The 12,595-nt window shown below is 41.5% G+C and carries 13 protein-coding genes; 6 read left to right on the top strand and 7 right to left on the bottom strand.

Translation table 11 applies throughout. The features are described 5' to 3' along the window. Positions 1–3 precede the first annotated feature (3 nt). Both J0X13_RS14605 and glgB read right to left on the bottom strand, forming a co-directional pair. Positions 4–2,403 carry a glycoside hydrolase family 31 protein gene (locus tag J0X13_RS14605; protein WP_207072130.1) on the bottom strand — a complete coding sequence of 800 codons (2,400 nt, stop codon included), beginning with the start codon at positions 2,401–2,403 and terminating at the stop codon, positions 4–6. Between the two features lie 96 nt (positions 2,404–2,499). Beyond that, positions 2,500–4,395, bottom strand: a complete 1,896-nt coding sequence (gene glgB / locus J0X13_RS14600) for a 1,4-alpha-glucan branching protein GlgB (protein WP_207072129.1) — start codon at positions 4,393–4,395, stop codon at positions 2,500–2,502. Positions 4,396–4,556: 161 nt separating this feature from the next. Between glgB and J0X13_RS14595 the strand changes: the two genes are divergently transcribed. The 5 genes from J0X13_RS14595 (at position 4,557) to J0X13_RS14575 (ending at position 8,000) form a co-directional block, all read left to right on the top strand. Further along, entirely contained in the window at positions 4,557–5,135 is a 579-nt protein-coding gene (locus J0X13_RS14595) for a collagen-like protein (protein ID WP_207072128.1), read from the top strand. 113 nt (positions 5,136–5,248) lie between these two features. Next, positions 5,249–5,737: a peptide-methionine (R)-S-oxide reductase MsrB gene (gene msrB / locus J0X13_RS14590; protein WP_207072127.1), complete on the top strand. Its 489-nt coding sequence runs from the start codon at positions 5,249–5,251 to the stop codon at positions 5,735–5,737. A 16-nt stretch (positions 5,738–5,753) separates the two neighbouring features. Next, positions 5,754–6,158: a peptide-methionine (R)-S-oxide reductase MsrB gene (gene msrB, locus J0X13_RS14585; RefSeq protein ID WP_207072126.1), complete on the top strand. Its 405-nt coding sequence runs from the start codon at positions 5,754–5,756 to the stop codon at positions 6,156–6,158. A gap of 165 nt (positions 6,159–6,323) precedes the next feature. Next, on the top strand, positions 6,324–7,715 hold the full coding sequence (gene lpdA, locus J0X13_RS14580) for a dihydrolipoyl dehydrogenase (RefSeq protein WP_207025622.1): 1,392 nt from the start codon (positions 6,324–6,326) through the stop codon (positions 7,713–7,715). Between the two features lie 3 nt (positions 7,716–7,718). Continuing rightward, entirely contained in the window at positions 7,719–8,000 is a 282-nt protein-coding gene (locus J0X13_RS14575; RefSeq protein WP_207072125.1) for a DUF3817 domain-containing protein, read from the top strand. Here J0X13_RS14575 and aroQ read toward each other — a convergent pair. The 3 genes from aroQ to J0X13_RS14560 all read right to left on the bottom strand — a co-directional run bounded on the left by aroQ (position 7,992) and on the right by J0X13_RS14560 (position 9,543). Beyond that, complete coding sequence (aroQ, locus tag J0X13_RS14570) at positions 7,992–8,408, bottom strand: type II 3-dehydroquinate dehydratase (RefSeq protein ID WP_207072124.1); 417 nt, start codon at positions 8,406–8,408, stop codon at positions 7,992–7,994. The genes J0X13_RS14575 and aroQ overlap by 9 nt on opposite strands. Positions 8,409–8,474: 66 nt before the next feature. Then, positions 8,475–8,939: a hypothetical protein gene (locus tag J0X13_RS14565; RefSeq protein WP_207072123.1), complete on the bottom strand. Its 465-nt coding sequence runs from the start codon at positions 8,937–8,939 to the stop codon at positions 8,475–8,477. 79 nt (positions 8,940–9,018) lie between these two features. Beyond that, positions 9,019–9,543, bottom strand: coding sequence for a hypothetical protein (locus J0X13_RS14560; protein WP_207072122.1), 525 nt, complete (start codon positions 9,541–9,543; stop codon positions 9,019–9,021). 229 nt (positions 9,544–9,772) lie between these two features. Here J0X13_RS14560 and xerD point away from each other — a divergent pair, with 229 nt between their 5' ends. Then, positions 9,773–10,669 (top strand): site-specific tyrosine recombinase XerD, encoded by an 897-nt coding sequence (gene xerD / locus J0X13_RS14555; protein ID WP_207072121.1) that lies wholly within the window; start codon positions 9,773–9,775, stop codon positions 10,667–10,669. A 6-nt stretch (positions 10,670–10,675) separates the two neighbouring features. On the opposite strand, the gene J0X13_RS14550 is transcribed toward xerD, so the two are convergent. After that, a complete protein-coding gene (locus J0X13_RS14550; protein ID WP_207072120.1) occupies positions 10,676–11,098 on the bottom strand; it encodes a hypothetical protein in 423 nt (140 codons plus the stop codon). A 188-nt stretch (positions 11,099–11,286) separates the two neighbouring features. Further along, the gene (locus J0X13_RS14545; RefSeq protein ID WP_207072204.1) at positions 11,287–12,594 is read right to left on the bottom strand and encodes an NAD(P)/FAD-dependent oxidoreductase; all 1,308 of its coding nucleotides are present in this window, start codon (positions 12,592–12,594) and stop codon (positions 11,287–11,289) included. Position 12,595 lies beyond the last annotated feature (1 nt).

Raw genomic sequence — 12,595 nt, 5'->3', positions numbered from 1 at the left:
ATTTTATTTTCCGAAAATATGGAGCTCCGTGAAATCTTTGCTTACTTCAATGGAGTTATTACCATTTAGTTTGATATCCTTTAAATCAACTTCTTCGTTGTCCAGTTCCACGGTTTCTATGGTAAACGGAAGCCCATGGAATGTCATTTTGAAATTATCGTAAGGGGTAATAAAGTTACCATCCTTGAACTGTTGGATGATAAGTTCGTTTTCTTTTCCCGTTAATTTGAAACGGCGCAGACTATACCTTCCTTTTTTATAATCATAGCCCTCTTGCTGGTCTTCGTAGACCTTCGAATTTTCTGTTCCCTCCTTAAAGTAAACATCAATCCCCAGCTTTTCTATTTCTTTTTCACCAATATATTGCTGTACGGGATATTTGGGAATCATGGCTCCTTCTTTAACAAACAAAGGCACCCGATGGATTTCGGCAGGCACCCAACGTTCCACTCCTCCCTCGGTCAGTTCATCGGTCCAATAGTTGTACCAGTTCCCTTTAGGGAAATACATTCTTCTACCTTGGGCATTGGGTTCTTGCACAGGGCAAACCAACATTTGTTTGCCAAATATGAATTCATCTGTTCGGAAATGTGTCTGCGGATCTTCTTGATCATAAAAAACCAATGATTGGAGCATTGGAAAGCCTTCCTTGATGTAATTGTAGAACATCGTATATAGGTAAGGCATTAGTTGGTACCTTAGTTCAATAAAGTCTCTTACAATATCCGTGATCTCATCGCCGAAAGACCAGGGTTCTTGGTCACCGTGGTCACCGCTGGAATGCACTCGACAAAATGGATGGAAAACAGCCAATTGCATCCAACGGGCAAACAATTCACCATTGGGTTGTTCCGCAAATCCACCAATATCGGAACCTACAAAGGAATATCCACTCATGCACATACGTTGCATCTGTACATTGGCAATCCACAAATGCTCCCATGTGGCCACGTTATCTCCCGTCCATGTGGCACAATAGCGCTGGGTTCCGGCATATGCTGCCCTTGTTAGGACAAAGGGTCTACGCGGAAACATAAACTTTTTAACGCCCTCGTAGGTGGCCCGTACCATTTGCATCCCATAAACATTGTGTGCTTTTCTATGACTGCAAGGATGACCGTCATAATCGTGCCTTACATCCAAATTTGCCGTTTTTGTGGGAACTTCCATGATGGCGGGTTCGTTCATATCGTTCCAAACACCGCTAACGCCCATATCGGCAATCATTTCCTTATATAGTTCAGCCCACCACTCACGCACTTCAGGATTGGTGAAATCCGGGAACTTACATTCCCCTGGCCATACTTTTCCCTTAAAATGGGGTCCATCCGCCCTTCGGCAAAAGAAACCATTGTCCATGGCCTGTTGATACACCCAATAATCGCGATCTATCTTAATACCGGGATCGATCATGGTAATGGTCTTAAAGCCATCTTCTTCGAGTTCCTCAATCATTTTTTTAGGTTTGGGGAACTTTTTGTTATCCCATGTAAAGCATCTAAATCCTTCCATGTAATCAATATCCAGGTAAATGGCATCACATGGAATGTTCAATTTTCTAAAGGTATTGGCAATATCCTTTACTTTTTTCTCTGGATAGTAACTCCATTTGGATTGATGAAAGCCCAGAGCCCAAAGTGGCGGAAGTTCTGGAACACCGGTCAAATCGGTATAGGACTCCACTACTTCCTTCATTTCGGGACCGTAAAAGAAATAATAGTTCATTTCGCCCCCATCTGCCCAAAAGCTTGTGACATTTCTTTTTTCCGCAGCAAAATCAAAATAAGTGCTGAACGAATTATCGAAAAATATTCCGTAAGCTATGCTTTCCTTCAGTCCAATATAAAATGGAATGGATTTATAAAGTGGCTCTTGGTCCTTTCCGTATGCGTAGGAGTCGGTCACCCAATTGTTCACCCTTTTTCCTTTCAGGTTTGTGTGTGAGGCTTTATCCCCCATGCCGTAATAACTCTCTCCCGAATGGGAAATCTTGCTCATTTTCACCACATTGCCCCCGTAATCAAAATTCTCCTCCCAATGAAATCCCAGTTCATCCTCGGCCAGAATCACATCGTCCATATCAACAATTTGCACCTTAAGGTTGGTCTTATTGATATAAATCTTGATTTTTGATGTCGTAATTACATATTCCGGTATCTCATTTTCCACAGTAAGCTCATTGTACCCGAGGTTAACATCTTCGCTTATCGCATAAGAAAAATCCGGTTCAAAAACATATTCGGTGGCATACCTGAAACGGACCACGCTATCCCTTAAAATGGTTACTTGTAAAATAACACCGTTCTGAGTGGTAAAATATAATTTGTCGTTTTCTTGTTTAAAATCGACTATATGGTTTGGGAACTGGTTCCCTGTTTTTGCAATTTCAGTATTGGTTATCATCTATAATTGATTGAGGCTCACAAAAGAAACACAAAAGCCCGAATAAATAAAAATATGTTTTGAAAAGCAATTAACTACAACGTTGTAGTTGTATCTTTATTTGTACACGACAACACCCAAAGGTGGAAGATTCATCAAAACTGACTGCTTGTACCCATTCCAAGATGTTTTGGATGGTTTCATCGTTTTTTTGCCCATCCCGCTACCTGAGTATTTTTTATCGTCGCTGTTAAAGACCAATTTTAAGGTAGACGTTTTTGGAACTCCCAGCCTATAGTTTTCGCGTGGTACAGGAGTAAAATTGCAAACAATGATCAGATCATCCTTGGGGTCGTTGCCTTTTCTGATATACGATATCACTGTATTTTCTTGGTCGTTGTATTCAATCCATTGGAACCCATCCGGATTAAACTGTTTTTCATATAGTGCAGGATTGGTCTTGTACATCTTGTTCAGATCCTTGATCACCTCCTGTATTCCCGAATGAAAATCATATTGCGTTAGATGCCAATCCAAACTTTCCTGAAAATTCCATTCGGAAGACTGGCCAAACTCTCCTCCCATAAACAACAGGTTACCTCCAGGATGCGTGAACATATACCCGAACAGCAACCGTAGATTCGCAAATCGTTGCCATTCATCACCCGGCATTCGGTAAAGCAAAGATTGTTTACCATATACCACTTCATCATGCGAAAAAGGCAGCATAAAGTTTTCGGTAAATGCATAGGTGAGACTAAAACTGATCATATTTAAATCGTACGAACGGTGTATGGGGTCCTTTTTAAAGAATTCCAAGGTATCGTGCATCCATCCCATCATCCATTTCATACCGAAACCCAGTCCTCCATAATGCACAGGTTTGGTAACGCCTGTAAATGCAGTGGATTCCTCGGCAATGGTCTGTATTCCTTTAAAACTGGCATAAACCTCTTGGTTCATTTCCCGTAAAAAGGACATGGCCTCCAAATTTTCGTTGTTGCCATACATGTTCGGCTCCCACTCGCCATCTTCCCGTGAGTAATCCAAATAAAGCATAGATGCCACGGCATCTACCCGTAAGCCATCCACATGGTATTGATCTAGCCAAAAAATGGCATTGCTGATCAAAAATGCCCGCACTTCATTTCTTCCGTAATTAAAAATGAGACTTTTCCAATCAGGGTGGTAACCTCTTCTTCTATCGGGATGTTCATATAAATGCGATCCATCAAAAAAACCAAGTCCATGGGCATCTTCGGGAAAGTGGGAAGGCACCCAATCCAAAATAACCCCGACACCACGCTGGTGCAAGGCATCCACCAGAACTTTAAAGTCCTCCGGTTTTCCAAAGCGTGAGGTAGGTGCAAAATATCCCGTAATTTGATATCCCCAAGATGGATCGTAAGGATATTCCATAACGGGCATAAACTCTACATGTGTAAAGCCCATCTCCTCAACATAATCTGCCAACTGTTCCGCCAGCTCGAGGTAACTCAAGGACTCCCAACCATTTTTTTTCTTCCAAGAACCTAAATGGACCTCGTATACCGAATAAGGCCTATCCAGACCATTTTTCGCCTCTCGGGTATCCATCCAAGTATCGTCTTTCCATTTATGATTATCCTCCCAAACCAAAGAGGCGGTTTGTGGGGGCTGCTCACAAAAACGAGCAAAGGGGTCTGCTTTTTCGGTCCAGATATCGTTGTTGTTCGAGTGAATCTTATACTTGTATTTGGTTCCTTTGTCCACTCCGGGAATAAATCCTTCCCAAATTCCACTACTGTCCCAACGAACGTTCAATTCATGTTCACCGGCGGTCCAATAATTAAAATCTCCAATAACACTGACCGATTTCGCACTTGGGGCCCAAACGGCAAAGTAGGTTCCCTTAACACCGTCTACTTCGGTAAGGTGCGACCCCAATTTGTTATAGAGGCGAAAGTGCTTCCCCCCTTTAAAAAGATTGATATCAAACTCCGTAAAAAAACTGTGTGAAACTACCTTGGACATATTTGATGGTTTAGTCATATACAATAATAAGCATCTTTGAGCAAGAATACGATTATAACAACAGGTTTGGTGTTTTAAACAACATTTTTTTTAAAAATGGAACGCTTTTTGATTTTATTGCATCAACAGATGAAATGAACACAAATCAAAATCCAAAAATCATGAATAAATTTAGTACAATTTTAGGAGCAGTTATTGTTTTTGTATTCGCGGCATGCGAAGGGCCCCAAGGACCTCCGGGGTTTGATGGACTCGATGGACTTGACGGACTGGATGGGGCAGATGGCATTCAAGGACAGGTTGTAGAAGTCGAAGGCGTGAACTTTGGCTACGATGCCGAGGCCAATCTTTTTAGCACCCTGATTACATTTTCCGATGTCACCGACTTCGAAGTATTTGAATCAGATGCTGTTTTGGTATACAGACACGACGGTATAATTGACCTCAACGATGGGACCACTGCAGATGCTTGGACACAAATACCCCAAAATTACTTTTTGAACGAAGGTACCATCCAATATGTTTTTGCCCACACCTTTGTGGATGTGGAACTATTTATTGACGGTAACTTCGACCTTTCTACATTGAGCACCGATTTCACCGATAATCAGCTGTTCAGGATTGTATTTGTGCCAAGTGAATATGCCGAATCTCCCGACTTTGATGCCTCGAACATTGAAAGTGTAATGTCCCATCTTAATATTGATGAAGAACACATTACAACCTTGGATGTCAATTAATCGATTGAAAAAGAGTATTTTAAGTCCCATTGGTCATCAATGGGACTTTTTTTTATACATTATAGTGAAAGGATTTCAATAGAAATACGTCCAAACAGATAAAAGACAAAAGAATGGGAAAAAGAATGCTATTGCTTGCCTTGGTAATATTTGCCGGATGCAAGGGAACGTCACAAGAAGAGAAAAAAGAAACTGCAAAGGAAACTTTTAAAGTAAACAAAACAGATGCCGAGTGGAAAGCGGAACTGACCGATATGGAGTATTACGTACTTCGAAAAGCTGCAACGGAAAATGCATTTTCCAGCGATTTGTTGGATAATAAGGAAAAAGGCACCTACGTGTGCGCAGGTTGTGGAACCCCTCTTTTTAAAAGTGAGCACAAATTTAAATCCGGAACGGGATGGCCCAGTTTTGACAGGGAAATCGAAGGAAATGTGGCTTTTGATACGGACTACAAAATAGGCGTGGCACGCACCGAGGAACATTGTGCAGTTTGCGGAGGCCATTTGGGGCATGTTTTTAATGATGGGCCGAGCAATACCACGGGGAAAAGACATTGTATTAACGGTGCAGCCCTTGATTTTATCCCCGACAACCAATAAATTGCCCAAAAATCCAATGGACAAAAAATACAGCGTAAACAAACCCGAAGAAGAGTGGAAAAAAGAACTCTCCGCTGAAGAATACTATGTTTTGCGACAAAAAGGGACCGAACGACCCTATACCGGCAAATTCGACCTTCATTTTGAAGACGGGGACTACCATTGCAAAGCTTGTAATGCAAAATTATTCGAAAGTGAGCACAAATTTGAAAGTGGTTGTGGTTGGCCTTCGTTCGACCAGGCGGTTGAGGGGGCCATTGAATATATTCGCGATACCAGCCATGGTATGATACGTACCGAGACAGTCTGTGCAAATTGTGGCAGTCATTTAGGGCATGTTTTTAACGACGGCCCCAAAGAGACCACGGGACAACGTTATTGCATTAATTCGGTGAGCATTGATTTTGACCCTGAAACATAAGGTTTACCCCCATATTTTTTTATTGCGAACACCCGTTTTCACCTATTTCACAAACTAATCCATATTTGAATTTTTTCGACTTGGGAAATGGAGATTGATTTGCGTACTTTTGCACCTGCCAATCAAAGGCAGTTTTTTTAATCTAACAACTAAAATCAAAATCTAATGAGCAAGTTCGATATAATTGTTTTGGGAAGTGGTCCAGGTGGATACGTTACTGCCATAAGGGCATCACAATTAGGTTTCAAAACAGCCATTATAGAAAAAGAAAGTTTGGGAGGTGTATGTCTTAACTGGGGATGTATCCCAACAAAGGCCCTTCTTAAATCTGCTCAAGTTTTCGAATATTTGAAGCACGCCGAGGATTACGGTTTGAGTGCGAAAGACGTGGACCATGATTTTGATGCGGTTGTTAAAAGAAGCCGTGGTGTTGCCGAGGGAATGAGCAAAGGTGTTCAATTCTTGATGAAGAAGAACAAAATCGAGGTCATCAATGGATATGGAAAGGTAAAACCAGGCAAAAAAGTTGAAGTAAAAGCTGAAAACGGAGAAACCACCGAGTATTCGGCCGATAATATCATCATCGCAACAGGAGCCCGTAGCCGCGAGCTGCCCAGCCTTCCACAAGATGGAGAAAAGGTAATTGGGTACCGCGAGGCCATGTCCTTGAAAAAACAACCTAAGAAAATGATCGTGGTAGGTAGTGGCGCCATTGGAATGGAGTTCGCTTATTTCTACCATTCCATGGGAACCGAGGTAACTGTTGTTGAGTACATGCCCAATATAGTTCCAGTGGAAGACGAGGATATTTCAAAACAATTGGAGCGTAGTTTTAAAAAGTCTGGCGTAAAAATCAAGACTTCTGCCGAGGTAACCAAAGTTGATACTTCAGGTGATGGGGTAAAAGCCACGGTAAAGACCAAAAAAGGCGAAGAGGTATTGGAAGCAGATATCGTACTATCCGCCGTGGGCATCAAAACCAACATTGAAAACATTGGTTTGGAAGATGTTGGAATCGCAACGGATAGGGACAAAATATTGGTGAACGATTACTATCAGACCAACATTCCAGGTTACTTTGCCATTGGTGACGTAACTCCCGGACAGGCATTGGCGCACGTAGCTTCTGCCGAGGGAATACTTTGTGTGGAAAAATTGGCTGGCATGCATGTTGAGGCACTAGACTACGGCAACATTCCAGGATGTACGTACTGTATCCCTGAGGTAGCCTCTGTTGGTTTGACCGAAAAGCAAGCCAAAGAACAAGGGTACGACCTTAAAATTGGTAAGTTTCCTTTCTCCGCGAGTGGTAAGGCAAAAGCTGCTGGAACTCCTGATGGTTTTGTAAAAGTGATTTTTGATGCCAAGTACGGTGAGTGGTTAGGATGCCATATGATCGGTGTTGGTGTAACCGACATGATCGCCGAAGCTGTTGTTGCTAGAAAATTGGAGACCACGGGTCACGAAGTATTAAAGGCGGTACACCCTCACCCAACCATGAGCGAAGCTGTAATGGAAGCCGTTGCCGATGCTTATGACGAAGTAATCCACCTATAAGGTATGTTGAAACTTTTTAGGGCCACTGCTATTTTAGAAGGTATTTCCTATCTACTCCTTTTTGGGATGACCATGCCATTAAAGCATTGGGCAGATATTCCCGAACCTAACCAGACCGTTGGTATGGCACATGGAATATTGTTTATTCTGTATGTAGTGGTGGCCGTAATTTTTTGTTGGGAAAGAAAATGGAAACTCAAAAGATTTATAATTCTTTTTATAGCATCCCTTCTTCCCTTTGGAACGTTCTACGCCGATAAAAAATACTTGAGGAATTTAGACTAAAAAACTCTGTATGGCCAAATCATAGCTTTGGAGGCCAAACCCTAGGATAACTCCTTTGGCTGCAGGGGAAATATAAGAAACATGTCGGTAATCCTCTCTTTGGTGCGTATTGGAAATATGCACTTCAACAACCGGGGTTTCCACAGCTTTTACGGCATCACCAATACCAACAGAAGTATGGGTATAGGCGGCTGCATTTAAAATGATGCCATCATAATCAAAACCTACTTCTTGTATTTTTCCAATAAGTTCACCCTCGATATTGGATTGATAATATTCCAGCTCCGTGTCGGGAAACTTTTTTCGGAGTTGTTCAAAATAGTCTTCAAAAGTAGTGCTCCCGTATACTTCGGGCTCACGCTTTCCCAAAAGGTTCAAATTGGGTCCGTTAATGATGATTAGTTTCATGCAATCAAAAATACAATAAAAAGAAAAGGACGGGAAAACCCGCCCTCATTTCATATTTTATACATATCAATTATTGATAGCGAACTGTAGTCCAAAGCCAAAAGCGGCAACTTGGTTGTCCCCAACATCACTGAGAACCACAGAAGGTCTCCAATCAAAATTAAGCACCATTGGAACTCCGTCTATCTTAAAGTCGAGTCCCATATGTGGACGTAGGGCAAAAACATTGTCTGTATTTCTAACAAAAATAATACTTGGTCCTACCCCCGCATACCAGCGCAAACCTCTTGCCCCCACAAATTCCTTATGATAGGAATAAAGGAATGTGACCATAGTTGCATTGTCCTCAAATCCCAGGTCCGCCTGGCCTACATGGTTATCGGAAAAGAAATATTTTCCCGTAGCACCAACAAAAGTAGCCTCGTCGTAAAGGTCAATGCCCAACCCCAGGGCAGCCCTATAATTGGTTTGTGCCTTTACAGCCAAATTGCCCAGCATGATAAACGCAAAAACTGAAAGTAATTTTTTCATTTTTCAAAGTGTAATTAATGGTTAATATTCATGGTTTTAACTGTAAGATTTGGGGTTAAAAACAGTTACTTCTTCTTTTTTAAAACAAAAATAAGATTCCCAAAGCTGCCATTGAGAAATCATAATCATCACTTACTTTTACATACGAAATATTTATTTCCGTTGTACTACTTATGTTGGCCCCGACCATAGGTCTGACATAAAAACCTCCAGAATTTCCATCATTTATTCCAACAGCGTAACCTATATCCGCTCCCAATTTAAAATCGTAGGTCGGATAAAGTCGGAATGCTCCAGCTACAGGAACATATTGGATGTTGGGAAAGTCGCCTTGCACTTCCAAAGGGCCAAAATCCAGTGTATCGTTATTTATGAAGGCATTCATAAATCCAGTAGAGATACCTGCATCTATGAGTTCCGAAACCCCCCAATGATATCCTAAATCAAGGCCTAGTTCAAAATTTGAAAAATCTGAAATATCACCAAATGGTACACCAGCGTGAATTCCTGCTTTAAAATTCGTTCGGTCCACTCGTTGAGCCATTGACGAAAAACTATGGGCAACCAACGCTATGATCACCAACACAAATGTCTTTTTTTTCATTGTTAAAATTTTACTAACATCAGAACGACATCATCGTAAAAAAAGTACTCAAAGTCTTGAATTTCCGACCAAAGGCACGAATCCATCTCATTTAAAGACAACTATGGTTCCGGAAAATTATACAAACCATTAATTCCCATACCATCTTGTTTGACAAAAGTGCTTTCTGAGTTGACCAATGCACACTTATGGTGAATTTTGAAAATGTTATCTCACTATATTTGAACGTATGAACTGGCAGCAGGCAATAAAAGATTATCAGGATTATTTGAAAATAGAGCGTGGGCTTTCCCAAAATTCTATTTTAAACTATTCCATGGATATTCAAAAACTTGTGAGTTATCTCGAAGAACAATCCCTTGAAGAAAAGCCCATTGAAATTGATCGGGAAACGGTTCAACAGTTCATATATGACGTAGCCAAAATCGTTAACCCAAGGACACAGGCGCGTATTATTTCCGGTTTGAAAGGATTTTTTAATTATTTGGTGTTTGAGGATTATAGGGAGAACAATCCCATGGACCTGATAGAAACCCCAAAAATTGGAAGAAAGCTCCCAGACACACTTTCTGAGAAAGAAATTAACCAATTAATCGCTGCGATTGACCTATCCAAACCCGAAGGTGAACGTAACAGAGCGATTTTGGAAACCTTGTACGGTTGTGGCCTTCGGGTGTCCGAACTCATTAATCTAAAACTATCGGACCTATATTTTGATGAAGATTTTATAAAAGTGACCGGTAAAGGAAACAAACAGCGCTTTGTTCCCATCAGCAACATCAACCAGAAATACATCAATATTTATTGGAAAGAGGTTCGTGTACACTTGCCCATTAAAAAGGAGCATGAGGATTTTGTTTTTCTAAATCGCAGGGGCAAACAATTGACACGTGCCATGATTTTTACCATTGTTAAACGTTTGGCCGAAGCAATTGGGCTGGATAAAAATATAAGTCCGCACACCTTTCGGCATTCTTTTGCCACCCATCTTCTGGAGAATGGTGCCGACCTTAGGGCCATACAACAAATGCTGGGCCACGAAAGTATTACCACTACCGAGGTGTACATGCACGTAAACCGGAAGCATTTAACCCAGGTGCTTCAAGAATTTCATCCTAGAAAGTGAAAACGCTCAAAATTTTACCCGGGTTCCCATTTCGAGTCGAGTTCCCACACCCTCAAGCCCTATGCTGTAAAAATCTGATTCTTTAATAGGATGCACCATTTTTACTTCCATAAACATATTCTCCCGAACTTGGTAATCCGTGCCAAAAAAGATTTCTTGACGTGGGATTCGATTTGGATATCCCCGTCCCTTGTTGTAGAGGTCCCATTCTTTTTGATATCCACCAATTATGTATAGCTTCTCCGAAATTTTTTGTCTAAACTGCGCGCCCAAACTAAATCTATCCGCGTCATATCTTCGATAGTGTTCCCCTATGACTTGCAGCTCTGTTCCCTCAAATACTTCATAACCAACATTGAACCAACCATAATGGGATAATTTATCAAATTTGGGATAATTAAATCCTTCTATGTAAACAGGTGACTCCATTGGATTGGAATTACCAGGTTGGTTCTGAGCCCGCAGTATTAGACCAGAAAACAATAGACTATATAGTGTGAGTAAAAAAGTTGGCTTGAACATGGTAAGTGTTTTACTACAATTTATCAAAGTGATATCAATCCACCATAAATGTTAGGTAAACTTTAACCTTGCGATTCGAATCACAGTAAGTTCATTCAATCCTGCATCAAAGTGTCTCGCTCTACCCTATTTTGTTTTTTGAACGGACGAATGATTAAACGGGCCTCACGATCAAATCTAATGTAGTTATACACCCAATTGATGAATACTACGACCCTGTCCCTAAAACCAATAAGGAAATACAAATGCACAAACATCCACACAAACCACGCAAACACCCCTTGGAACTTAAACTTTGGCAAGTCCACCACGGCTTTGTTCCTTCCCACCGTGGCCATACTGCCCTTATCTTTATAAACAAAAGGCTTCATGGGTTTTCCTTCCATCAAGCGCACCAGGTTATTCCCTAAATTTCTGCCTTGTTGAATGGCCGGCTGTGCCATCATAGGATGACCGTGTGGGAACTCCTCAGTTTCCATTTGGGCCACATCACCTATGGCAAAAACATCTTCCAGTCCGGCTACCTGATGAAACTCATTTACTCTTAACCTTTTTCCTCTACAAAGAAACTCCTCCGAGTCCAATCCCTCAATTTCTACCGCTTTTACCCCTGCGGCCCATACCAAGGTCTCTGCTTGGAACATGGTATTGGTATTGGTCGACACCTTTTTGCCATCATAATCCGTTACTCGGATGTTTTTCCAAACATTCACACCGAGTTCCTCCAAGAAACTTTCTGCTTTCTCCGATGCCTTTTCGCTCATTGCCGGTAAAAGCCTATCCGAACTCTGCACCAAATTTATCTGTGCCCTTCGCGTATCCAGATCGGGATAATCCTTGGGAAGTATTCCTTTTTTCATCTCCGCCAATGCTCCTGCAAGCTCAACCCCTGTTGGTCCACCGCCTACGATCACAAAATTCATTAAGGCATCGCGCTCGTGTAGATCGTCCGTTAAAAGTGCTTGTTCAAAGTTTTCCAAGATCAAGCTTCGTAAATTCAAGGATTGCGGAATGGTTTTCATGGCCATTCCTTTGGTGGCAATGCCTTTGTTGCCAAAAAAATTGGTCTCGGAACCTGCGGCAATCACTAGGTAATCGTAAAAAATCTCACCTATATTGGTTTTGATTCTTTTGGTATCAATCTTGACTTCCTGTACTTGTGCAAGTCTAAAAAAGAAATTGGGGTACCCCTGCAGTACTTTTCTAATAGGATACGCTATGGAATCGGGTTCGAGTCCCCCTGTGGATACTTGATAAAGCAATGGCTGAAAGTTGTGGTAGTTGTGCTTATCCAACAAAACTACTTGAGCTTCCTTTTTACCTAATTTCTTAGCTAACGCAATACCTCCGAAACCGCCGCCCACGATAACGACCCTTGGATAACTGGACTGGGGAATATTCATT

This window comes from [Muricauda] lutisoli (nom. illeg.) (genome assembly GCF_017313105.1).
Classification (GTDB): Bacteria; Bacteroidota; Bacteroidia; order Flavobacteriales; family Flavobacteriaceae; genus Flagellimonas; species Flagellimonas lutisoli.
The sequence above is the reverse complement of the archived record's forward strand: the minus strand, read 5'-3'. Positions and strand labels throughout refer to the sequence as shown.